28 protein-coding genes are annotated in these 24,723 nt (G+C 33.4%); 4 read left to right on the plus strand and 24 right to left on the minus strand.

The window, feature by feature from the left end:
- Position 1: 1 nt before the first annotated feature.
- The gene (gene rdgB / locus Q3907_RS02630; protein ID WP_295642870.1) at positions 2 to 577 is read right to left on the minus strand and encodes an RdgB/HAM1 family non-canonical purine NTP pyrophosphatase; all 576 of its coding nucleotides are present in this window, start codon (positions 575 to 577) and stop codon (positions 2 to 4) included.
- 288 nt (positions 578 to 865) lie between these two features.
- Here rdgB and Q3907_RS02635 point away from each other — a divergent pair, with 288 nt between their 5' ends.
- Together Q3907_RS02635 and tgt are read left to right on the plus strand one after the other, a co-directional pair.
- The gene (locus tag Q3907_RS02635; protein ID WP_301897107.1) at positions 866 to 1,114 is read left to right on the plus strand and encodes a hypothetical protein; all 249 of its coding nucleotides are present in this window, start codon (positions 866 to 868) and stop codon (positions 1,112 to 1,114) included.
- A 32-nt stretch (positions 1,115 to 1,146) separates the two neighbouring features.
- Complete coding sequence (tgt, locus tag Q3907_RS02640) at positions 1,147 to 2,358, plus strand: tRNA guanosine(34) transglycosylase Tgt (RefSeq protein WP_301897109.1); 1,212 nt, start codon at positions 1,147 to 1,149, stop codon at positions 2,356 to 2,358.
- Positions 2,359 to 2,402: 44 nt separating this feature from the next.
- Here tgt and Q3907_RS02645 read toward each other — a convergent pair whose 3' ends face one another.
- Positions 2,403 to 3,503 carry a methionine synthase gene (locus tag Q3907_RS02645; protein WP_301897111.1) on the minus strand — a complete coding sequence of 367 codons (1,101 nt, stop codon included), beginning with the start codon at positions 3,501 to 3,503 and terminating at the stop codon, positions 2,403 to 2,405.
- A 126-nt stretch (positions 3,504 to 3,629) separates the two neighbouring features.
- On the opposite strand from Q3907_RS02645, the gene Q3907_RS02650 reads away from it, so the two are divergent.
- Positions 3,630 to 4,664 carry a hypothetical protein gene (locus tag Q3907_RS02650; RefSeq protein WP_301897113.1) on the plus strand — a complete coding sequence of 345 codons (1,035 nt, stop codon included), beginning with the start codon at positions 3,630 to 3,632 and terminating at the stop codon, positions 4,662 to 4,664.
- A gap of 23 nt (positions 4,665 to 4,687) precedes the next feature.
- On the opposite strand, the gene Q3907_RS02655 is transcribed toward Q3907_RS02650, so the two are convergent.
- From Q3907_RS02655 to Q3907_RS02760, 22 genes are all read right to left on the minus strand, one after another.
- Entirely contained in the window at positions 4,688 to 6,496 is a 1,809-nt protein-coding gene (locus Q3907_RS02655; RefSeq protein ID WP_301897115.1) for a Na/Pi cotransporter family protein, read from the minus strand.
- Positions 6,497 to 6,656: 160 nt separating this feature from the next.
- Positions 6,657 to 7,298, minus strand: coding sequence for a site-2 protease family protein (locus Q3907_RS02660; protein ID WP_301897117.1), 642 nt, complete (start codon positions 7,296 to 7,298; stop codon positions 6,657 to 6,659).
- Entirely contained in the window at positions 7,291 to 8,394 is a 1,104-nt protein-coding gene (gene ychF / locus Q3907_RS02665; protein ID WP_301897118.1) for a redox-regulated ATPase YchF, read from the minus strand. Before ychF ends, Q3907_RS02660 begins: the two co-directional genes overlap by 8 nt.
- A gap of 17 nt (positions 8,395 to 8,411) precedes the next feature.
- The gene (locus Q3907_RS02670; protein ID WP_295561578.1) at positions 8,412 to 8,603 is read right to left on the minus strand and encodes a DUF951 domain-containing protein; all 192 of its coding nucleotides are present in this window, start codon (positions 8,601 to 8,603) and stop codon (positions 8,412 to 8,414) included.
- Between the two features lie 2 nt (positions 8,604 to 8,605).
- Entirely contained in the window at positions 8,606 to 9,460 is an 855-nt protein-coding gene (folD, locus tag Q3907_RS02675; RefSeq protein ID WP_295561579.1) for a bifunctional methylenetetrahydrofolate dehydrogenase/methenyltetrahydrofolate cyclohydrolase FolD, read from the minus strand.
- A complete protein-coding gene (gene dtd, locus Q3907_RS02680; RefSeq protein ID WP_301897121.1) occupies positions 9,460 to 9,909 on the minus strand; it encodes a D-aminoacyl-tRNA deacylase in 450 nt (149 codons plus the stop codon). The genes folD and dtd overlap by 1 nt, the downstream gene beginning before the upstream one ends.
- The gene (gene ispF / locus Q3907_RS02685) at positions 9,906 to 10,391 is read right to left on the minus strand and encodes a 2-C-methyl-D-erythritol 2,4-cyclodiphosphate synthase (RefSeq protein WP_301897122.1); all 486 of its coding nucleotides are present in this window, start codon (positions 10,389 to 10,391) and stop codon (positions 9,906 to 9,908) included. Before ispF ends, dtd begins: the two co-directional genes overlap by 4 nt.
- Positions 10,384 to 10,899, minus strand: a complete 516-nt coding sequence (locus tag Q3907_RS02690) for a nitroreductase (protein WP_301897124.1) — start codon at positions 10,897 to 10,899, stop codon at positions 10,384 to 10,386. The genes ispF and Q3907_RS02690 overlap by 8 nt, the downstream gene beginning before the upstream one ends.
- Before the next feature lie 87 nt (positions 10,900 to 10,986).
- The gene (locus tag Q3907_RS02695; RefSeq protein WP_301897126.1) at positions 10,987 to 12,000 is read right to left on the minus strand and encodes an NlpC/P60 family protein; all 1,014 of its coding nucleotides are present in this window, start codon (positions 11,998 to 12,000) and stop codon (positions 10,987 to 10,989) included.
- A 134-nt stretch (positions 12,001 to 12,134) separates the two neighbouring features.
- On the minus strand, positions 12,135 to 12,881 hold the full coding sequence (gene tpiA, locus Q3907_RS02700) for a triose-phosphate isomerase (protein ID WP_003864374.1): 747 nt from the start codon (positions 12,879 to 12,881) through the stop codon (positions 12,135 to 12,137).
- An 18-nt stretch (positions 12,882 to 12,899) separates the two neighbouring features.
- Positions 12,900 to 14,084, minus strand: coding sequence for a phosphoglycerate kinase (gene pgk, locus Q3907_RS02705; protein WP_301897129.1), 1,185 nt, complete (start codon positions 14,082 to 14,084; stop codon positions 12,900 to 12,902).
- Between the two features lie 107 nt (positions 14,085 to 14,191).
- Positions 14,192 to 14,665, minus strand: coding sequence for a 23S rRNA (pseudouridine(1915)-N(3))-methyltransferase RlmH (locus Q3907_RS02710; protein WP_117570818.1), 474 nt, complete (start codon positions 14,663 to 14,665; stop codon positions 14,192 to 14,194).
- Complete coding sequence (locus Q3907_RS02715; RefSeq protein ID WP_295642829.1) at positions 14,662 to 15,372, minus strand: AAA family ATPase; 711 nt, start codon at positions 15,370 to 15,372, stop codon at positions 14,662 to 14,664. Before Q3907_RS02715 ends, Q3907_RS02710 begins: the two co-directional genes overlap by 4 nt.
- Before the next feature lie 106 nt (positions 15,373 to 15,478).
- A complete protein-coding gene (locus Q3907_RS02720; protein WP_301897132.1) occupies positions 15,479 to 17,446 on the minus strand; it encodes an ABC transporter permease in 1,968 nt (655 codons plus the stop codon).
- Entirely contained in the window at positions 17,439 to 18,206 is a 768-nt protein-coding gene (locus Q3907_RS02725; RefSeq protein WP_301897133.1) for an ABC transporter ATP-binding protein, read from the minus strand. Before Q3907_RS02725 ends, Q3907_RS02720 begins: the two co-directional genes overlap by 8 nt.
- A gap of 91 nt (positions 18,207 to 18,297) precedes the next feature.
- Positions 18,298 to 19,287: a sensor histidine kinase gene (locus tag Q3907_RS02730; RefSeq protein ID WP_301897134.1), complete on the minus strand. Its 990-nt coding sequence runs from the start codon at positions 19,285 to 19,287 to the stop codon at positions 18,298 to 18,300.
- Entirely contained in the window at positions 19,284 to 19,952 is a 669-nt protein-coding gene (locus tag Q3907_RS02735) for a response regulator transcription factor (protein ID WP_301897135.1), read from the minus strand. Before Q3907_RS02735 ends, Q3907_RS02730 begins: the two co-directional genes overlap by 4 nt.
- Before the next feature lie 91 nt (positions 19,953 to 20,043).
- Entirely contained in the window at positions 20,044 to 20,790 is a 747-nt protein-coding gene (locus tag Q3907_RS02740) for a GDSL-type esterase/lipase family protein (protein ID WP_301897136.1), read from the minus strand.
- A gap of 2 nt (positions 20,791 to 20,792) precedes the next feature.
- A complete protein-coding gene (locus tag Q3907_RS02745) occupies positions 20,793 to 21,926 on the minus strand; it encodes a DHHW family protein (RefSeq protein ID WP_301897138.1) in 1,134 nt (377 codons plus the stop codon).
- A gap of 11 nt (positions 21,927 to 21,937) precedes the next feature.
- Positions 21,938 to 22,375, minus strand: coding sequence for a hypothetical protein (locus Q3907_RS02750; RefSeq protein WP_301897139.1), 438 nt, complete (start codon positions 22,373 to 22,375; stop codon positions 21,938 to 21,940).
- Between the two features lie 12 nt (positions 22,376 to 22,387).
- On the minus strand, positions 22,388 to 23,311 hold the full coding sequence (locus tag Q3907_RS02755) for an MBOAT family protein (RefSeq protein ID WP_301897140.1): 924 nt from the start codon (positions 23,309 to 23,311) through the stop codon (positions 22,388 to 22,390).
- An 8-nt stretch (positions 23,312 to 23,319) separates the two neighbouring features.
- Positions 23,320 to 23,796 (minus strand): DUF4358 domain-containing protein, encoded by a 477-nt coding sequence (locus Q3907_RS02760; RefSeq protein WP_301897141.1) that lies wholly within the window; start codon positions 23,794 to 23,796, stop codon positions 23,320 to 23,322.
- Between the two features lie 111 nt (positions 23,797 to 23,907).
- Here Q3907_RS02760 and Q3907_RS02765 point away from each other — a divergent pair, with 111 nt between their 5' ends.
- Positions 23,908 to 24,315, plus strand: coding sequence for a hypothetical protein (locus Q3907_RS02765; RefSeq protein WP_301897143.1), 408 nt, complete (start codon positions 23,908 to 23,910; stop codon positions 24,313 to 24,315).
- Positions 24,316 to 24,723 lie beyond the last annotated feature (408 nt).

Raw genomic sequence — 24,723 nt, forward strand, 5'->3', positions numbered from 1 at the left:
CTTATTTACTCCAATCTTTCAAAAATTTTTCTAAAGCGATTCCTCTATGAGATACACTATTTTTCTTTTCTTCACTCACACTGGCAAGTGTTGTCTTAAATTCAGGATAATAGAAGATAGGATCATATCCAAATCCATTTTCCCCTTCCAATTTATCATGGATCAAACCTTCACATTCACCGCGATACACATGTTCTTTTCCTTCTTCATCAATATACGCAATCACACATACATAACGAGCTGTACGCGTCTTTCCTTGCACTTGATCTATAATATATTGATTCTTAATATCATAGCTCGTGTCTTCACCTAAAAAACGAGCCGAATAAACACCAGGCTTTTTATCCATCGCATCCACTTCTAAACCTGAATCATCACTAATGACAGGTTCATGTAGTTCGTTAAATAATGTACGAGCTTTGATCAATGCATTTTCTTCAAAAGTTGTTCCATCTTCAATAATATTGATTTTATGATCTAAATCCTTTAAACATTTCACATCACAATCCTTCAACATTGTCTGAAATTCTTCAACCTTATGAGCATTGCTCGTTGCTATCCAAATTGTTTTCTTCATAAATTATCACCGATATATATTATAGAAAGAAAAAATGGGGTTTTCAATAAAACTTATGGCAAAATAAAAATTGTTTTTGAAAGATAAATATTTATTGTTTGTTAGTGCGTACTATATATTACCTATAACTATATTGAACCCTACTTATCGCAAGAGGCAAACTTATCCAATACAACAATTACATTTGTACTTTCTTTATTGGATGTTGCCAGAATCGGCAAAAGTATATTGTCCTCAAATTTCAATAAGAACAGAAAGAGATTCATCTTAATTTCACTATTCTCTTTGATGTGTATTGTATGGAGAACTAGCTCTACTGCATTTAATGTGGCTTGTCAATCAGAAACAATGTTAGCAACTGATGAAAATACAAGTTCTGTTGCGATGTCGATTTTTTCAGGCATCTTTAATCTAGGTATTGGATTAGGATCTTTTATTGGAGGACAAACCATTAATTTGATGAATATTCTATCCATCGGATATGTTGCAGGTATAATCAGTATACTTGGCATAATCTTTTATATAAGCCGACGCTAATATGTGATAGAATAAATGGGTTGGAGGCATTTATGGAATATAAAAATGACAATAAATTTTATTTTGAAATTGAAAAAAGAATTCCTGGCCATTTAGGAAGAGCCGGAATTATACATACACCTCATGGAGACATTAAAACGCCGGCATTTATGTGTGTGGGAACACATGGGGAAGTTCGTTTTGTTTCTATGGAAGAATTAAAGAGCATCAATGCTCAAGCCATGTTAAGTAATGGATATCATTTACGAAACATTTCCCCTGAGATTGCCGCTAATGGAGGCTTATCTGCATGGTCAAAATGGAATGGTCCTACTCTAACAGATTCTGGTGGATTTCAGGTCATGTCTTTAGGTTCAGGTTGTGGAAAAGTTGTCAGCATGAAACGTGAAGACAACATGAAAAATACCGAAGAAGAAAAACGTTTGGCTCATGTCACAGAAGATGGAGTACACTTTCATGATCCATTTACAGGACAGGAAGATTTTATTGGTCCTGAAGAAAGTATGCAGATTCAATGTCGTATTGGAGCTGATATCCATATGGCTTATGATGAATTAACTTCTTTAGCGGATACATATGAATATAATGTTGAATCCTTGGCAAGAACTGAGCGTTGGGCAAAAAGAAGTCTAGATGAACATAAGAAACATTGTGATGATTTAGGCTATCACCAATCTTTGTATGGAGTTATCCAAGGTGGTCGTTGGGAAGACTTGAGAAGATCTACTTGTAAAAAATACGCACAAATGGATTTTGATGGCTATGGCTTAGGCGGAGCTTTCTTGAAAGAAACATTAGGCGATATTTTAACTTGGTGCAATGAAGAACTTCCAGAAAATAAACCAAGACACTTATTAGGTTTATCCCATCCAGATGATATTTTAATTGGAACTGAAAATGGAGCGGATACATTTGATTGTGTTGCCCCCACAAGAGAGGCAAGGCATGGAAGATTATATACAATGCATGGACCTATCAATTTATCTAAATATAGAGATAGTGATTTGCTAATTGATGAAGATTGTGATTGCCCTACATGTCAAAGTAAAATCACATTAGGCGAATTAAGAAGACTATGGAAATCGCAAGATCGTACTGAATCTGCTAAATATTTTGAACTAGCTTCCATGCATAATCTTCGCTTCATCATCCGTCTTACAGAACAGGCTAGACAAGCTATTTTAGATGGTACATTTAAAGAATTCAAAGAATCTTTCTTAAATTCATACTACGGGAACAAATAATTGTTCCTTTTTTTGTGAAAAAAAGAGAAATCGAACGATTTCTCTTAAATGAAGTCTTGGCAAGATACCAATAAATCAATTTTCTTCCACTGTGTTTCTTCATCAATACAGTTTCCTTCTTCTACAGAGGCAAATCCACATTGTGGAGAAAGAGCAATGTTATCTCCTACAACTGCTTTAGCTTGTTCATAACGAGCTTTAATCACATCATGTTCTTCTAATTCTGGACGTTTTGTAGAAATCAATCCAGCCACAAATGTGCGGTCTGTGCCTTTTAAAATAGCCCATGGATCAAAGGTTCCACTACGAGCATCATCATATTCTACAAAATAGCCATCATATGGAATACTTGCGACAGATTTTGCAATCGTATCATAGAATCCATGGAATAAAGGATTTCCTTTAAAGTTTCCTTTACAGAAATGCGTCGCAATCTGCATATCTTCAGGACGATTTTCTAATGCCTTTATACTTACACGTACAAACCAATCTAATACCTGAGCTTTTGTATAACCCAAACCTTCTACTTTGGATACAAACGTATCATCAATCATATATGTCCATGAAGTATCATCAATTTGAATATAGCGACATCCATGATTATAAAAATCACGAATGGCTGCTTGATATGCCAAACCAATATCTTCAATCACAGCTTCAATATCCGTACCATAATATGGTGTATCTTTAATGCCTAATTGTAAGAAATGATCAATCAAAATCATATTTGGTCCAGAAATACATTTCTTGGCCTCTACTCCATATTTACTAGCCTCATTCTTCAAAAAATCCCATGCGTACATTTCTTTATGTGCTTTATTTGGATCATAGAAGATCTTTCCTTCAATCATACCCAATTCAATATGATTGTTTCTTCCATTAATAAACTTATCTAAGTGTTTTGTGGTAAAACCATCAAATTCTTTTAACCAATCCAAATGCCACCAGCGACGACGGAATTCTCCATCTGTCACAAACTTCAAGCCGTGCTGTACTTCTTTGGCAACCAATTTTGTGATTTGTTCATCTTCAATATCACGCAATTGTTCATATGTGATTTCATTATTATTAAATTTAGCACGAGCCTCTTTAATTTCTTGTGGTCTTAAAAAAGATCCTACAATATCATATTTTATATTCAACATAAGTAAATTCCCTCCAATAACATTATTCTATCATTTCTAAATGATTATTGATAATATTTAATAATATACGCCAGTTATAGTTTTTATCTATAATAAAAAAGAGAAGAATATGATAAAATAATTTCTATGAACACCAAAGAATATATCCTCAATCAATTTAAAATCTATCCTAAATTAGAACTACAAGACCTTATGAAATTCTTGTATCAAAGTTGTTTTGGTTGTGAACACCTTGTTTCTGATTTTTCTAAAGTCAAATCAAATATTGAACATGAACTACAAGACAATAAAGATTCTTTTAATTCTATAGAAGAATTAGACGGAGACTATGTTCGTATCCATTTAAATTATGGTTTAAGTGTAGACACGTTGAGCACTTTATTTATATTATCGAGTCAACAAGAAAAAAATGGAATAAAACAACTCGAAGAAAAAAATCAATCTCTTATGGATTTAATTTCAAATAACGAACTTCCCTTTTCAGTAGAAGAATCAAAATGCATTCTTTCTAAATGGAAAGAAGATAATTATCCGGCCATTCATCATTCCGATACATTCAATCAATTGTATCATCCTGCATATCGTCTGATTCACAAAAAATATGTTCCATTTTTAGAACTATTCAAATATATAGACAACAACCACCCTTCTATGATTTCAATTGATGGACGTTGTGCTTCGGGTAAGACAACACTTTCAAATCTTTTAAAACTAGTATATGACTGCAACGTATTTAAAATGGACGACTTTTTCTTGCAACCCCATCAAAGGACAACAGAAAGACTTACAAGTCCAGGAGAAAACGTGGATCATGAGCGTTTTGAACAAGAGATATTGATTCCATTATCAAAACATGAAGATGTGAAGTTGTGTAAATTTAATTGTTCAACTATGTCTATAGAGCATACTATCTTGATTCCATATAAAACATTCAATATTATAGAAGGCTCTTATTCTATGCATTCTAGTCTTCAAAAATATTATGATTTTTCCGTTTTCTTAACAGTCAATAAAGATGAACAAATAGAAAGACTAAGAAAAAGAAATCCAAAGATGTTGAATAATTTCATTCAACGCTGGATTCCTTTAGAAGAAGCCTATTTTAATACTTTTTCAATCCAAGACAAATGTGACATTCAAATTAATACATCAAAGGCCTGATTTCTCAGGCCCTTTTTTAATTTCTATTCAACTTGATCGTCTTCCATACTTACAATACGACCTTCTCTTTGTCCAAGATCATATTTTTCGCGATATTCAGCCAACGTCGTTTTATAATCATCACCCTCAATCGCATATACTTTTGAATCGTGAATGTGGATATCTGTATCTTTTTCACGAATCTTGACCAAGGCCACCATACTACTTGCACAGTGTGTGGCAATACGGTTTAAACTATTCAATAAATCATTGAATACTGTACCTTCTTCAAGTCCACAGTTTCCTTGAGATAAACGTTCAACGTGACGTAATTTCATTTCATCACATAGTCCACGAATGACAATTCCAAGTGGAGATACACGTCGAGCCAAATCGAAATCATCTTCTAGATATGCATGGTATGTCATATTCATCGATTCACGAACTGCTTCCATGACAAGGTTTAACTCATTCATGGCAGCTTCTGACATTTCCATATGATTTTCATTGATACTCTTTGACATCTCGGCAATATCTGCCGCGTGATCACCGATTCTTTCAAAGTCACTAATAGTATGAAGATATAATGAGACTTGTCTTGTTTGTTCAGTATTTAATGCTTGTTTTGTAAGTTGCATCAAATAAGAACCTAAACGCGCTTCATATTTATCAATCAATGTTTCTTTACGATGTACCTTCTCATATTTTTCAGGTCTAAATTCATTGATCAAGTTCATTGAACGATTCACATTATTACGAACCTTTTTAGCCATACCATTCATAACACGATGACATTGAGCAATAGCTAAGGCAGGATAAGGAATCAAACGTTCTTCTAATAAATCAAAGTCAGCCTGTTCTGCTAGATCTTCTGGACTGTCTTTGACAATACGCATCAATAATTTTTCAATTTGAGGAATGAACCAGAATAAAACTAATACATTTCCACAACGAATCGCTGTATTCATTAATGCAATATTTATTGGAGACATAACTTTATTCACAAAATCATAGTGCATAAATAGATTTGAACCATAGAATAAGATAGACCAAATAATCATACCAAATAAGTCATTGATCAAATATTCTAATGCGGTACGTTTACCATTCTTGTTTGCACTTAAAGCAGAAATCAACACTGGACATGCAGCACCAATACCAATACCCAAGTTAATTGGGAATGCTGCCGCAAATGTCAATGAGCCTGTCATAGATAGTGCCTGCAAAATACCGATCGCAGCACTTGCACTTTGTAGAACCGCTGTAAACAAAATACCAACAAGAATACCCATGACTGGATTTGAGAACATTGTAAGCATACTAATGAATGTTTCATTTGTTCTTAAAGGTGAAACAGCTCCACTCATTTGTTGCATACCCGTCATTAAAATCGCAAATCCAAGCATGATATTACCAACATTTTTATGTGTTGTACGTTTTCCAAATGTTTTTAAACAAATACCAATAAACGCAAACAACGTTGTAATCGTAGCTGTCGAAAATAAGCTTGCGATACCACTAGATCCACCAACATAAGATAAACACAATATCCAACCAGTAATACTTGTACCAATATTAGCACCCATAATAATACCGATTGCTTGTCTTAGTTTCATCATACCTGAGTTAACAAAACCAATGACCATTACTGTCGTAGCACTACTAGATTGAATAACGGAAGTAACACCTGCACCTAGGGCAACACCTTTTAAACTTGTGTTTGTCATTTTGTACAAGAATGCTTCTAATTTATTACCGGCTACGCTTTTTAGTCCATCGCCCATTAAAGACATACCGAACAAAAATAACGCAATGCCACCTAATAGGGATAAGACCATTGTAACTATTTCCATCTCGAACTCCTTTTATAAAATGAATTATTTTATTTTCAATTTTTACGCATATCGCGACGCCTTTATTATGCAATAAAAATAATGTCAAAACAATATTAAATTTGTGTTAATTTTTAGTTAAATGGTATTTTTTTCTGAAAGCGTTTAAAAAAAGATGACTTTAGAAACCTAAAATCATCTTTGCAATCATCTCAAAAAATTGAATCATATTCGAGCGTAACATGCCTAATGGATAATCTAAGATACCTGTAAAAATCATAAAGATAAACAATAAATTCATCCATGGTGCTCCATTGATAAACTTATAATATTTATCATCAGGCAAAAATGAAAATAACACCTTAGAACCATCTAATGGAGGTACTGGAATTAAATTAAATATTCCAAAACCTGTTGAAATAAGTCCTGTATAAGTTAATGCATTTGATACAAAATAACCTACCTTTGACATCATAAAATAAGGAGCAAATTTATATAATGCATAAAACAGAAACACACAAATAAAGCTTAAAAGAAAATTTGCAACTGGACCCGCAAAGCTTGTCCATATAATTCCTGTTTTTGCGTCTTTATAATATCTCGAATCGATTGGTACTGGTTTTGCCCATCCAAATCCACATATCAACAAACAAACTAGACCAACCCAGTCTACATGCTTAAATGGATTTAAGCTCAATCTTCCTTCGATTTTAGCTATAGGATCTCCCATCCAATAAGAAACCAAACCATGTGCCATTTCATGAATGGACATAGATAATACTACGGCAATAACCAAATAAATTATATTTTGAAAATTAAACATTAAATCTAAAATGCATTACATCGCCATCTTGAACGACATAATCTTTTCCTTCTAAGCGCAAGCGCCCTGCTTCTTTAATAGCTAATTCACTACCTAATTCATCAATATCGTCAAAACGATATACTTCTGCACGAATAAAGCCTTTCTTAAAGTCTGTATGAATAATACCGGCACAATCAGGTGCTTTCATGCCCTTTTTAAATGTCCATGCACGACACTCATCTTCTCCAGCAGTCAAGAATGTGCATAAATCCAATACTGAATATGCCTTTTGAATCAATTGATCCAATCCTGATGTTTTTACACCTAATTCTTCTAAGAATGCATCTTTTTCTTCTTTATCCAAGCCAGACAATTCTTCTTCCATCTGCGCACATAAGGCAACAACCTGATTATTTTGGCTTTGCGCATATTCTTTTACTTGATTATAGTAAGCACATGAATCTGGATCCATAATACCTTCATCATCTAAGTTAGCAACATAGATCATTGGCTTTGCGGTTAATAAGTTATAGCCCTTCATCAAAATTTGTTCTTCTTCATTCAATTCTAGAGAACGAGCTGGTTTTCCTTCTTCTAAAACAGGTTGAAGACGATCTAATAAAGCCAATTCATCTAAAGATTCCTTGTCTTTGTTTGTCTTAGCTTTACGTTCAATCTTACTTCTACGATTTTCAATAGTTTGCAAATCTGCTAAAGTAAGCTCTAAGTTAATGATTTCAATATCACGAATTGGATCTACACTATTTTCAACATGTGTAATATCAGGGTTATCAAAACAACGAACCACGTGACAAATCGCATCTGTTAAACGAATGTTTGATAAAAATTGGTTTCCTAAACCTTCACCTTGACTAGCACCTTTAACCAATCCAGCAATATCTGTAAATTCAAATGTAGTATAGATTGTCTTTTTTGGATTGAAGATTTCAACTAAACGATCAATACGATAGTCTGGTACTTCTACAACTCCTACGTTAGGTTGAATTGTCGCAAATGGATAGTTTGCAGCTTCTACCTGAGATTTAGTAATAGCGTTAAATAACGTTGACTTTCCAACGTTTGGAAGACCAACGATTCCTGCAGTTAATGGCATAAATTTATACATCCTCTCTATTCTTCTTCATGTCGAATTACTTTTTTTAATTTTTTTTCAAATTTTTGTCTAGGCATCAAAACACTGGCACCACAACCTAAACATTTAATTCGAATATCAGCACCCATACGAATAATTTTCCATTCTTTGGACTTATGACAAGGATGCTCTTTTTTCATTTCTACAATATCATTTAATCCATAATCCATAATTATTCTCCTTGTATATGCATTTTATATGCATCTAACGTATTCGATAATAACATACAAACCGTCATTGGACCAACACCTTTTGGCACTGGACTTACATAACTAGCCTTTTTTGACACAGATTCAAAGTCGCAGTCACCAACAAGTTTTCCATTTACACGATTAATTCCTACATCGATTACAACGGCACCTTCTTTTACCCAATTTTCATTGACCATTTGACTAACACCCATCGCAACAATCAAAATATCTGCTTGTGAAGCAATTGTTTCGATATCCGGTGTTTTTGAGTGTACAACCGTGACGGTCGCATTGCGATTTTGAAGGAGTAACGCAACTGGTTTACCCACTAAATTACTTCTCCCACAAACAACCGCACGCTTTCCAGATAAATCTTTATAGCCAATTGAATCTAACATTGCCATGACACCTTGTGGTGTACAAGGAATAAATCCAGGTCGATTTGTTAATAAACACCCTGCATTCATAGGGTGTAAGCCATCCACATCTTTTTGTGGATCAATCAGTTCTAATACAGCTGTTTCATCTAAATGTTCAGGAAGTGGCATTTGTACTAAAATACCATCAACTTCAGGATCTAGATTTAAATTTACAATTACATCACTTAATTCTTTTTGCGATACATTTTCATCTAAACGAATCGTTTGTTGAAGCATACCAATTGAGGCACATGCCTTTTCTTTACCCCGAACATAAGAATTACTTGCCGCATTATTACCAACAAGAACTACACTTAATAATGGTAGTCTTTTTCCTTGGGCACGAATATCATCAATTTTTTGTTTCATTGAAGACTTGATGTTATCCGCAATTATATTTCCATAAATAATTTCCATTAAAACAACTCCTTTGAATCTAACACAATCGTTACAGGACCATCGTTCAACAATTCAATCTTCATATCTGCTCCAAAGATACCTGTTTCAACATGCATGCCTTGCTCTTGAAGTTTTAGATTAAATTGATCATATAATGCCGTAGCCAAATCTGGCTTACCAGCATTTGTAAAACTTGGACGATTTCCTTTTTTGCAATCCGCATATAAAGTAAATTGTGAAATAGATAGAATGCTTCCAACGACATCCTGTATTGATTTATTCATCTTGCCATTTTCGTCTTCAAAAATACGTAAAAATAAAATTTTATGAATCATTTTATCAATAATTTCATCTGTATCCTCATTATTAAAACCAACTAAAATACAATATCCATGATCAATTTGACCTGTAATTTGACCCTCTACTGTACATTTTGCGTTTTTTGCTCTTTGAATTACAACTCTCATGCTTTTCTCTCCAATATACAAACACTTAAACTAACAATACCCTCTTCATTCCCTACAAAGCCTAGTTTTTCTCCACGAGTTGCCTTAATAGAGACATCTTCTATATCACAATGTAAAACATGTGCGATATTTGTTCGCATTTGAATGATATGAGGTGCCATTTTAGGTCTTTCAGCTAAAATGGTCGCATCCACATTACCAATTTGATATCCCATATCATCCATCATGTCATAAATATGACCTAATAATACCAAACTATTGGCTCCTTTAAATTTTGGATCCGTATCCGGAAAGTGTTTTCCTAGATCTCCTAAAGAAAGTGCTCCTAAAATACTTTCACCAATCGCATGAGTTAAAACATCTGCATCTGAATGTCCTAATAAACCTTTTGAATGCTCTATTTCAACACCGCCCAGAATTAGTTTTCTGTTCTCTACAAGCTGATGAATATCTACAGCTTGTCCAATACGTATACTATGCATAAATCACCTTAGAAGTTCTTTGAGCACGTTCTGGTAGCTCTTGCGCACGATATCCTAATATGCAATGTCCAATCCCTTCATATGATTCGGGAATTTGCCACTTCCTCTTTAATTTTTTACCAAATTCAGTTTCAAATACCTCTTTAGCACGATGAATCCAACATGAATCTACACCAAGTGCATTCGCCGCATTCATTAGATTGCCCATAGCTAAAGCGCCATCATATAAATAGGTTGGTGCATTAGAATCGGCAAAAACAATAATCATGCTTTTAGCACCATAGAAAGGATCTGATGTTGAATTCATTACTTCAGCATTCATTTTTGACAATTTTTCAATCAACTCTTCATTTTCTACAACCACAAAGGCAAAAATTTGACGATTCATTCCACTTGGTGCACACTGACCAGCATACACGATTTTTTCAATTACATCATGACTTACTTTTATATCATTAAAATTTCTAACACTTCTTCTATCGATTATATTTTTATATGCTTCATTCATAAGATTTAGCCTCCAAAACTACCTCATATTATACAATACAAAACATTAAAAAAAAAGCTTGGTCAAAGCCAAGCTTATAAAATCAAATTATCTAACAACACGAATGAATTGTGGGTTAGCTGCTCCAGGTACATATGCACTAGCAATTACAGTCTTACCATTATAGTTTCCATGTACTGCCATTCCATTACCGATATAAATCGCAATGTGATCAATTCCACGTCCACCATTGTTGTAATACAATAAGTCACCTGCTTGAGGAGAATCAGTATAATATCCGTATACACCAGCATATTGATCTGGCCATAATTGATATGCATCACTTACACCTGCATTAGCTAAAGCTTGTTGAACAACTTGTGTACACCATAATCCATCTGTAACACCTACTAATTCTTGAGCTGCAGCTGAAATTCTATCACCTAATGTTGAATCAGCTGGTGCTTCTGGTGTAGCTGGAGTTTCAGGAACTGCAGGAGCTTCTGGTGTAACAGGAGCTACAGGAGCTTCTGGAGTTACTTGATCAGTTGAAGTGTCTGGAGTAACCGTTGTGTTTGTGTCTACACTTGGTGTTTCTACTGGAGCTGCTGGAGCTGCTGGAGCTTCTGGAGTTACTTGATCAGTTGAAGTATCTGGAGTAACTGTTGTGTTTGTGTCTACACTTGGTGTTTCTACTGGAGCTGCAGGAGCTTCTGGAGTTTCAGTAGTATCAGTTGTGTCTGTTGTTTCTTCAGGTGTAACTTCTGGAGTTTCAACAGGCGCTTCTTCAACAGCTGCTTTTTCTTCTGTTTCTTGTTTCACAGCTTCTTGACTTGCTGTAGCCACTGTTTCTTTAACCTCCCCTGTAATGTTACTAGAAACACTAGCTGTAGTAGCATTTTCAGTTTTAGAAGAATTTACTGTACCATCTTCTGAGAAGTAGTAAGATTTTCCTTCGATTTCTTGCCATCCTTTAGCTACAGTTTTATCTTCATTTACGTAACGATCGCCATGCCATCCTGGTTCTTCCTTGGCTGCAACTACTGTTGCTACAACAGGGAAAGCAGATGCCACGCAAAGAATTGCTGCGACTTTTTTACCATTATTTTCTACAAAGTTCATTTTATTCTACCCCCTATTTAAAATAGTTCATGAGTATTTTACCATGAAACCGCCTCACAAACAACCCTTTATTTTATTTTTGGTTAGAAGCCACTAAAATTAAAGGCCTCTTTCGAGGCCTAAATCATCATTAATTATTTTGTTTTTTCAATGATTTCTGTGAAGCTATCTTCTTTTAAACTAGCACCACCAATTAATGCACCATCGATATCTGGTTGAGCCATATATTCAACGATATTGTTAGGTTTAACACTTCCACCATATTGGATACGTACTTTTTCAGCAGCTTCTTCACCATACATAACCTTAACTTGGTCACGTACAATCTTACAGCAGTTTTCAGCAATTTCAACTGAAGCAGATTTTCCAGTTCCAATAGCCCAGATTGGTTCGTAGGCAATTACCATTTCACCAACACATTTTGGACATAAGTCAGCTAATGAACCAGCTAATTCTTCACGAATTACTTTTTCTGAGTTTCCAGCATCGTAATCAGCTTCTGTTTCACCAACACATAAGATTGGAGTGATTCCAGCTTTGATTAAACGTTTTGCTTTTTTGTTTACTGTTTCATCAGTATCACCAAACATTTCACGACGTTCTGAGTGACCGATAATGCAGTATTTAACACCCATTTCTTCTAACATAGGAACACTAACTTCACCTGTGAAAGCTCCACTATCTTCAAAGTGGCAGTTTTCAGCAGCTACAACTAAGTTTTTAGCGTGATCCAATGCAGTTCTTAAATCAGTAAATGGACATCCAATTCCATAAGTAGCATTTTCGCTAGCAGCAACACCGTCAACAGCTTCGAAGAAAGCTTTTGTTTCAGCGTTGTTTTTATTCATTTTCCAGTTTCCAACGATAATAGGTTTTCTCATTTTAAGTACATCTCCTTATTACTTTTCGCTGATAATAGCGATACCAGGTAATGTTTTACCTTCCATGTATTCCAAACTAGCTCCACCACCAGTTGAAACGTGAGAGAATTTGTCTGCATATCCTAATTGTTTTGCAGCAGCAGCAGAATCTCCACCACCGATTACTGTAATAGCATCTGGTAATTCAGAGATTGCTTTACATACTTCTTCAGTACCTTTAGCGAATTTAGGCATTTCGAATACACCCATAGGTCCATTCCATACTACAGTTTTAGCACCAGCTAAAGTATTTCTGAACAATTCAACAGATTTAGGACCAATATCTAATCCCATCCATCCATCAGGAATTTGTCCAGCATCTGCAACAGAAGTGTTAGCATCTTCACTGAATGCATCAGCGATTACGTTATCTACAGGAAGAACTAATTTGTCTCCAGCTTTTTCTAAATATTCTTTAGCTAAATCCAATTTGTCATCTTCAACTAATGAAGTACCGATTGAACCACCAACAGCTTTAGAGAATGTATATGCCATTCCACCACCGATGATAACTTTGTCAGCTTTTTTCAATAAGTTGTCAACAACATCGATCTTACTAGATACTTTAGATCCACCAATGATAGCTACGAATGGGTGAGCTGGTTCATCAACAGCTTTTCCTAACATTGTAACTTCTTTTTCAACTAAGAATCCTAATCCATTTTCTTTAATATTTGTAGGGATACCTACAGTAGAAGCGTGAGCACGGTGAACAGATCCGAATGCATCTTCAACGAATACTTCACCTAAGCTAGCCCAATATGCACCTAATTCAGGATCGTTTTTGCTTTCGCCTTTTTCGTAACGAGTATTTTGCATTAATACGATTTCTCCATCAGCTAATGCATTTACAGCGTTTTCTAACTCTTCACCACGAGTTACTGGGCAGAAAGTTACTTTTACATCTGGTAACAATTCTTGTAAACGTACAGCTACGCATTCCAAGTTGTTTTTAGCTTTGTCTTCTTCAGTCTTAACTTTTCCTAAGTGAGACATCAAAATAACTTTAGCTTTGTTTTCTACTAAATATTTAATTGTAGGTAAAGCCATTACGATACGGTTATCATCTGTGATAACACCATCTTTTCTTGGCACGTTAAAATCACAACGTACGATGACCTTTTTTCCAGCAACATCAAGGTCTTTAACAGTTCTCTTTGTCATGTATATTCCTCCTACTGTCATTTTTTTGCACATCCATTATATCACTACATAAATTGATTGACTAGTTTTTCACAAGTAAAATCTTTCACAAAAAGCGCTTACATCACTTACTTGTGGTAATTACGACCATTATTGATCATAAAACCACGATAAATCTGTTCCAACATCAAGACACGCGTCATTAAATGTGTAAAAGTTAGATCCGATAATTTCCAACGATAATTCGCTCTAGAAACTAATTTTTCACTTGGCCCTAGACTTCCTGCAATCACAAAAACAATATTTGAATGCTTCATTTGCCACATATCCAAATTTTTCGCAAATGTTTCGGAATCAATCATCTTTCCATGAAGATCAAGTAATACCACAAAATCTTGGTCCGATAATTTTTCTAGAACACGATTCCCCTCTTTTTCTTTCACCAATAAAACCTCGGCTTCTCTAGAAACATGCTCATTTGCTTCATCCTTGACTTCGATTTCACTAAACTTACAAAAAGCCGACAATCGCTTCATATATTCTTTTTCCAAAGACTGTAATGCCTTATCTTTATTCTTTCCAATCGCAATTAATTTAATCACAATATCCCTCCTTCATTATTCTCTTGAATGTCTTTCACAAAATAATCATACCGATCCAAAAACAATTTCATCGTTTGATAGCTAGAAGTTGATTTATAATCCACTTCTTCTACCTTACCATCATCAAACGATAAGATTTGAGCATTGGGAAAGCCCAATAATATAGGTGAATGTGTCGCAATGATAAACTGACAATTCTGTTTCACACATTCCTCAATCAAATAGAGTAAGGCCAATTGATTCTGACAAGATAAAGCTGCTTCCGGTTCATCTAGAAAGTATAATCCATTTTTATTTGTTTGTTTCATCAATACAGAAAAGAAACTTTGACCATGCGATTGATCATGATATCTTTCAGAAAAAACACCACTATATTCCATTTCCTTTGTCGCAACATTATAGAAGCTTTCTGCACGCAAAAAATACATCCAATCCGGTTTTCTAGAACGCCATAAACGCATATGTTTATGTAAGTTAGAATACGAATCATACGTAGAAAAATCATAGTTTCTTGTTCCACCTTCTGGATTTAATCCATTTTTAATCGCAAGAGCCTCCAACAAGGTGGATTTACCACTTCCATTTTCTCCACAAAAGAAAGTAACCGGCTTATTAAACATGAATTGATCTATACTTCGAATACTTTTAATATCGGCCACATAATCATCAATTTCATCCCGCAAGATGTCAAATCCATTTATAAACATATATATCACCTAAAAAAATAGTACTCTATCTGAGTACTAAATTCCATGATGATTTACATAATAAATATAGATACATAACCCAATCAAAAGAAACCCTAATATCCAATTAAACATTTCTCTTTACGATTCCATAATAGATTTTTGAAGTTAATACATAAATCACAATGTAGACTAGCGCAAAGGCCACAAAACAGAATATTGTCGTACGAATATAAAGCCATGAATCACTCACAAATAATAAATGAAGTAGCTTTTCAATCATTGGATACGCAAAACTTATATGAATACCCGCCACAAGTAAAGGCATAAAGAATACCGTTAACACTTGCGAGTGAATAGCCTTCTTTACATCACTTTGTTCAAGTCCTACTTTTTGCATAATCTCAAAACGATCCTTATCTTCATAGCCTTCTGTAATTTGTTTGTAGTACATAATTAGAATGGTTGCCATGATAAATAAAAAGCTTAAGAAGATTCCAATAAATAAGATGCCTGCATATAATTCAATCAAGCGTTGTTTCTGATCCGATTTATTCATCCAAATAAAATCATTTATATTCTCATTCTGGCCTAACTTTTTAATAACTTCACGCTCATTCGCATCACAATCAAATGAATAACTCGCAAATATTGTACTCGCGTTATCGCCATACACATTTGTCTGATCTTCTTGCATCCTCTCTAAAGTCTTTTCTGAATCCACAATAATATAATAATGTTCTGTCACATTGGGATTGCTCTCATCCATCTTCAAATGATCCAATTGTTTCTTCACAACATATTCTTTTCCAAATAAAGATAAAGTCTTTTCTTTGATTGTCTCTACGTTGGAATACACATAGATTTCATTTGGCTTTAAAGACCCCTTAATATTTTCATAATCCTGAATATCCTTTAGTGGAAGGCAATAAAATTCTTGAATCTCATTTACGGCATTCATCCCCTCATTCTGGTAATCTGTAATCAAAGTTCCATTCTTTAAATATCCAGCATAGCTCAATTCTTTATACGCAAGAAGATTCTTTGGAACAATGCCCATACGAATCAATTCTTCATTCATTTCATCAAAATCAATATTGGCAGCTTCCCCATATCCATTTCCCATTACACTTCTAGGGTATTGCGAATCCACAATTTCATCAATACCTGACCACATACTGAGTGTTGTAGACAACATCACTAAAACCATTGTTGAAAGAATACAAATATTGGCTAGTCCTACGGCATTTTGTTTCATACGATACATCATGCCAGAAATACTAATAAAGTGATTCGTCTTATAATAATAATTCCTGTTTTTCTTCATTAATTTTAAGAAAGTGATCGAAATCGATGTAAATAATAAATAGGTTCCAATAATGACAAGTACTACAGCCACAAAAAAGACGTAGAGTGCGCTTAAAGGATTTTTAGTCGTAATTGATAAATAGTATCCAATGCCTAGACAAAGAATACCTATAATAGAAAGAACCCATTTGGCCTTAGGCTCTTTTTCCCCCATATGATCGGAATGAAGCAATTCAATTGGACTTGAAATATGAATACGAATCATAGAATAGAAATAGATCAATACATAAATCAATCCAATCACAAGAACGCATTGTCTCATGCCAAAAAAAGAAAAGTAGAAGCCGAGTACAATATCTGCACCAATCATTTTTGCGATGATTAAAAACATCGCTTTATCCAATAAAACACCTAATCCAATCCCTAAAATTAATGAAACAAGTAGAGTTATTAATGTCTCATAAAACAAGACGCGAGCTAAGTGTTTCTTTTCCATTCCTAATATAGAAAATAACGCAAACTCTTTTTGTCTTCTTTTAATCAAGAAACTATGTGTATAGAACAAGAAGATAAACGCAAAGATTTCAATAATCACAATGCCAAAACCTAATAACTGCTTTATAGATGTTCCTCCTACAATTTCATCTAAATGCGGATTAGTTGCCAAAGAAACGACCATATACAACATCATTGTCGTTAAGACACTCGTTAGTATATAAGGAATAATGGTACGCGCATTCTTTTTCAAGTTATCTACTGCTAAATTTAAATAGAAAGCTCTACTCATGATGAACACCACCTGTAGCTAGTAATGTCAACGTATCACTAATACATTGGTACATCTGATCTAAATTCTTGTTACCCTTATAAATTTCATGGAAGATCTTTCCATCCTTAATAAATAGAACGCGAGAAGCATGACTGGCAGCCTTTGTCGAATGGGTTACCATTACGATCGTCTGTTGATTTTCATTGATGGTTCCAAACAAATGTAAAAGTTCCTCTGTACTCTTTGAATCCAAAGCCCCTGTTGGCTCATCCGCCAAAATTAGATCTGGATTTGTGATGATGGCACGAGCAACAGCCACACGCTGTTTTTGACCACCACTGATTTCATATGGAAACTTATCCAAAATATCTTCAATCCCTAATTGTTTGGCGATTGGAGTCAATCTTTCTTTCATTTCTGGATATTTTTTCTTACTTAAAACCAAAGGCAAGAAAATATTATCGCGATTATTAAAATTATCTAATAAATTAAAGTCTTGAAATACAAAACCTAAGTGTTCTCTTCGAAAGTTCGCAATTTCCTTTTCTGAAATATGCGTAATATCTTTACCATGTAATAAGACTTGTCCACTTGTTGGTTTATCTAAAGCGGCCAAGATATTTAACAGTGTTGTCTTACCAGAACCAGACTCCCCCATAATAGCGACATATTCGCCTGTATTCACACTAAAATTAACGTTGGTCAATGCCTGTACTTGATTCTGTGTAAATCTTGTTGTATATACTTTTTTCAAATTTTTTACTTCTAATAATGCCATATTCATTACCTCCATGTACACCAAAATTCTACAAAGAATTCAAAAATGCAGCCATCGATTCAGCTAACACTATTCTTACAAGATTGTAAGGTTACTCGATTCTTCCTTCAAAATGCGTAAGATCTAGTAATACACGAGTACCCTTACCTACACTAGATTCAATTGTTATTTTATGATTTAACATATTCAAAATATTCTTACATAAATATAGACCTAGACCACTGGCCGTTTTATCACTACGCCCATTCATACCTGTATATCCTTTTTCAAACACACGATTTAAATCACTTGCACTAATTCCTATCCCATTATCTTCAATAACTAAAACATGTTTAGACTTCATATATATAGATATCAAACCATTTTCTTTTGTATATTTAAGACTATTTGAAAGGATTTGCTCCAACACAAACACAAGCCACTTTTCATCACTTAAAATCACATCTCCAGTTTCTTTAAAATGTAATTGAATGTGTTTTCGAATAAATTCTGTAGAAAAACGACGAATCGATTGTCGAATCAAATCGTCTAATTCTAATTCTTTAAATAAGAAATCTGTGTGCGTACTATTTAAGCGTAAATAGGCTAAAACCATATCTGTATATTGATCCATACGTAAGAGTTGCAGCTTAATTTCACTACGACTCAATTTCTCGTCTTCAAGTAACAATTTCATAGCGGCAATAGGAAGTTTAGCCTGATGTACCCACATCGTAAAATAATCTTCTAGATCATGCATTTTATTTTCCGAAGAAATAACATATTCATCATGATATTCTTTCATAGCCATTAAAATTTCATGATAGTCTTCTCCCATCAATGAAGAATCTTGAAGATCACAAGACAAAGAAACATTACTATTGGATTGAAGCGTTACTAGTGTTTGGTGTTTCTTATAATATTTGTAGTAATCCACACAGAAACAAACCACCAATAAGACACATAAAATCATAAAAGCATATGTAAAAGCTTCTAGTTCTAGATTATATAATTTAAATACGCATAAACAAACAAATACACTGACTACATAGATAATAATAAAGAACAATCGATCTTTTAAATAATGGATAAACAACTTCATATTTTATATCCCAATCCTTTTTTAGTTTGAATAAAATCCACAATGCCAATACTCTCTAACTTTTTACGCAAGCGATTCTCATTCACACTTAGTGCATTTTCGTCCACATAAAAATCTGTCTTCCACAAATATTCCATTAAACTATCTCGAGATACAATCATCCCCTTCTTTTCCATAAGCAGTCGAAGTATCTTCGCCTCATTCTTGCTCAGTTCCATTTGAGAAGATTGAAAACTTACTGTATTATCATCTAAATTAAAGCGTACACCTTGATATTCAAGAATATTATGATTGGATACAAAGTCATAGCTACGTCTTAATATTGCCGTAATTTTAGCGGCAAGAACATTTAAATCAAATGGTTTACACACAAAATCATCTGCACCCTTAGAGATTGCCATCACAATACTCATATTGTCGGTAGCACTTGAAATAAAGATAATAGGTACCTTTGATTCTTCACGAATCTTTTCCGTCCATAAATATCCATTTAAATAAGGCAGTGTTATATCCATTAACACTAAGTCTGGATTAAAGGATTGAAATACATCCAAAACATTATAAAAATCAACAACTCGATTAACATCATAGTTCCAAGATTTAAGAAACGATTCTAATTTTTTTGAGATGAGTTCATCATCTTCAATAATCATTATTTTATACATAGTCTCACCCACTTTATTATACTGCAAAACACAAAAATTCTTTCTAACAATGGTGTAAGAAAAAGAAAAAACTAAGAACACATACGCATTCTTAGTTGTCCATACAAGATACTAAATATTGAGTCCATGTTGGATAGAAATCGCTTTTAAAGTGATAGCCATCATCTGCATATATATCTGCTAATCCACCTACGCTTAATGTTTCATCATCAATATATTCAACAAAATCATATTCATCGACAATTTCCTTTAATACAGAATTAAATTCACCTGAATTTTCAACCATTTTTAAACGTTGTAATCCATATGGACTAATAGGAATCATTCCACACACATAAATTGTAGCCTTTGGCACTATTTCATGTATTTCTTCCAAGGCATTACGCACAACTTGTGGATAACCACCCTCTTCATCGTCTCCAACCTTATAGTAAATATCATTTACTCCATATGCCATTAGTACACGTTTTGGATTCAATTCTTTCAATCGATCATTATATTTAGATGTATTTGCGAAGGTTTCTCCATTATCCGCAAAAACGCGTGAAGACTCTAAAAAGCCATAAGAACAATAATGAAGCACCCTTGAATCTCCATAAAACACAAAATCACCTAATAAAGAAAATGGATCTAGTTTTCCTTCTAAAATAGCTTTTTCTCTTTCTTTCTCCTTACTTTTCGCAATTTTTTGTGTGACTTTTTTTAAATTTCTATGTTCTTGTGCCTCAATATATTCAACCCCTTTTTTAGGACTGTTTTGAAAAAAAGACACAAACACACATACGATAATCACCCCAAGAATTAATATGCTAAAATGTTTTTTCCTTATTTTTTTCATTGCTATTCTCCCAACACATCCGCTAAAGATGTATCTTCTACAAACGTATTTGTGTTATATAAATACATTACATCCGTAATTAAATCTTCCTGCATCACCTTTTCAATATCATCACGATAATATCTTGGATCCACAATCGTAATACTACAATAATCATTCATGATAAATTGAACAAAGCTATTCGCATAAGAATCTTTAAACAATAATAAATGACGTTTTGAATTATTATTTAACTCAATTCTTTGAATATCTTTATTTCCGCCTAAAAATACACTATATTGATCCTTTGTCTTTAAGAAACTTGAATCATAAATCGATCCTTTATTTTTTTGTTTAGGTTCTTGAACATAATAATCGCTTAAATTCTTATTTACAAAAATAGTAATATCATCCTTAATTCCAAAACTGCCACTACCATTTGCTAAAGTACCACGGAAATTATTCGAAACGACATATTGATCATAATCTTTTAATGAAACATCATCATTTCCTTGTTGTTTTTGCCAAGCTTGATATGTATAGAAAGCACCTAAGCTTGTCCAATGATGGTCACTCTTATAGTACAAATATTCTTCACTGTGCTTTTTTAAAGTTTTTCTTGCATCAAACGAATAAACAGAACTATCTAAAGTATTATAGATTGAATCCATAATTTTTCCTTGATCATTCTCATCTGAAAAATAAGGCAATCGCTTATTTTGTACATATACTGCATTAGGAATCAACATAAATGAAGTATCCACATCAGAATGCTTTTCTGTAAATGCATTGATCGCATTTAAATTTCTTGATAATTGTGTTTTATTTGGAAGTTTTGTATCTTCAATCAACTGCTTACCACATAGATAAATATCATTGATCTTTTTTTGTCCCATTAATTTTAAAACTCCATAGCGAAGGTGAATCAATCCGTTTCGACCCACAAATTGATCTCCAAACCAATTTGACATTTTATTTTCAAAAGAACCATCAACGAATGACGTTTTATTTATCTCAGGAAATTTTTGTAGAGAACGATTTTCCACAAATGAAATATCTTTATCTGGAACAATTATATTGATCACAAGTGCAAGGAGAATGAATAAAGGCATTAGTAGCGCAAGCATTCTTTTTATTCTTTTTTGATATTTTTTCATACATCCACCCTCTAAAACGCGAAATACAAGAACGACTGAAATGTATTTCCAACAATAAATGCCAAACTAATCAAGAAAAGTACACACCAGAAACAAACATTAAATACCACAGCTTTTTGTTTCCAAATATATACAATACGTTTTTCAATCACGTCAAATATCGGCATACTAAAAATGATGGCAATCACAATCAAAATTAAATTTTGTCTCAAAGAGAACAGTACTTGATTATCCCAAATACCATTTGTACCAATGCCAAACAAAGCTAAAATTGTTGAACCCGCATCTTTTAAGCTTGAACTATAGAAGAATACCCATCCAATCAACACAAGAAATAATGTATATATATGTTGTATAAATTTAGGTAGTTGAGAAAGCTTATCTTTCCATACAAATCTTTCTATCAACAATAACACGCCATAGTACAATCCCCATACAATAAAATTCATGCTTGCACCATGTCAAATGCCAGTTAAAAACCAAACCACAAATATATTTCTAATATACAATGAATCTGAAACACGATTTCCTCCTAGAGGAATGTATATATAATCTCTGAACCATCTTGATAAAGAAATATGCCATCTGCGCCAAAAATTCTGCACACTATTTGCGATATATGGATGATCAAAGTTTTCATCAAATTCAAAACCAAATAATCGACTGATTCCAATTGCCATATCTGAGTATCCACTAAAATCAAAATAAATCTGAAGCATATACGCAATGGCACATAACCAAGTACCTAAACAAGTTGTATTTGTAGACAATGTAGAATACATCGAAGATAATTGATCAGCGACAATCACTTTTTTCGCTAGGCCTTTAATAATTCTTTGAAAAGCTTCTCCAAATTGTACAACAGTAATTTTATGTTGTTTAGCCAAAAATGCTTCCATATCATGATATTGAACAATGGGTCCCATGCTGACTTTGCCAAAGAATGATAAGTATAAAGCCAATGACAAAATATTATTTTGTGCATTACTTTTTCCTAGATAGACATCTGCCAAATAAGAAATGGCACTGAACGTAAAAAATGATAATCCAACTGGCAATGCCAACTGAACATGAATGGAAGTAAAGCCAAAAATGAAATTGAAATATTTATAAACCATCAAAATCAACACATGAAACAATACGCCAATCCAGAAAATAACTTTTCGCTTTTTACCTTCATAAAGAGATAACTCTAAACCAGTAAAATAATCCCATAAAATAGTCACAAGCATTAAAACTAAAGATGCAGGTTGTCCCCATGAATAAAATAATAAAGAACAAATAACTAATATACTACACTTACATGTCCATGTAGGAATAAAAGTATATGCCAAATATACTATAGGTAAAAACATAAATATAAAGATTAAACTATTAAATACCATAATTCCTCCTACAACTGTTCTTTATATATAGAAACAACATCATTTGCCGTTTCACAAGTTACATAGATCGCATAGTTCATATCTAAAGAAATAACAGCCTTTTTTAATAAAGCAACCTGTTCTACACCATACCCATTAAATGCATTGATTTGTGTATCAATACGCTGTTGCATAGCCTCTTTAAACGCTTCTCCTTGATTAGGATCTTTAAATTTCACAATCACAATTTCACGAACATTCATCGGATCAGATGATTTATAGTATTGAATATTCTCATAATCAGCTGAGTTAATAGACAAATATTTTTTTATTGCCTGCCCACCCTGTTTTTCTAATTCATACGTACCCATGGTTTTTATTACATTTTCTTCAACCACACTAAAATCCGTATCACTCATACTTGGTCCACTTAATTCATTGCATAAGAAAAAACCAAAGAAAATAACCAAGCATATCTTAAGTGCTATTAATATCGCCTTTTTCATTATATCTAATACCCTTTCCCTATTTTTAAATAACCCTAAAATTTTATAACCTCAAAAAATATTATATATGCTTTATTCATGATATACAATAAAGAAAAAGGAAGCGATAGTATGATCTATATTCAAATAGGAATCCTCATTCTAGAAATCATTTTATGCATAATACTAAACAATCTATTAAAAGATAAATTAAACAAAAAAATACGATACGCTATCTGTATCGCATTTGTATTAAACTGTTGGAATATGCGTACGTATCAAGCTATGTGGGCAATACATACACTATTCTGTTTATTTGTATTATTAATCGTATTCAAGAAAAGAAAATCAATCATCTGTATGATTCTTTCAGCCATCATATCCACATCCAAAGAAGATATGGAAATCCTGTTTAAACAAATCGGAAGACTTACTAAAGCAGCCCCTGTTTATTTTGTATATGGTAATCACGAAAACAAGATAAAATTCACAAAAATAAACTTAATCAAGAAATCACTAAAAACAACATTATCATTCTAAATGATCAAGAAGTACATTTAAACAACATAACTCTAATTGGCAGAAAAGACTACACAAACAAAAAACGAAAGAAAGCCAAAGACTACCATCTTACAAATAACACCTACAACATTGTCCTAAACCATCAACCACAAGGAACAAGAGAAAACATTAAAAATAATGTCGACCTCAACTCAGTGGCCACACCCACAACGGACAAATGTTTCCACTCTCTTATTCTTACCATTTACAACCTGACTTTGCAGGAAATTACGGAAAAGAAACATTCAAGCACTGCACAATAATCATTAGCTCAGGCCTTGTTGGTTGGGGTTTTCCTATAAGAACAGAGGGTATTTTTGAGTATGAGGTAGTTAATATTAAACAAGACCAATAAAATCAAATAATACAAATAAACTTAGTCCTCAA

Origin of the sequence: uncultured Holdemanella sp. (assembly GCF_958348295.1) — a bacterium.
In the GTDB taxonomy this organism is placed as follows: domain Bacteria; phylum Bacillota_I; class Bacilli_A; order Erysipelotrichales; family Erysipelotrichaceae; genus Holdemanella.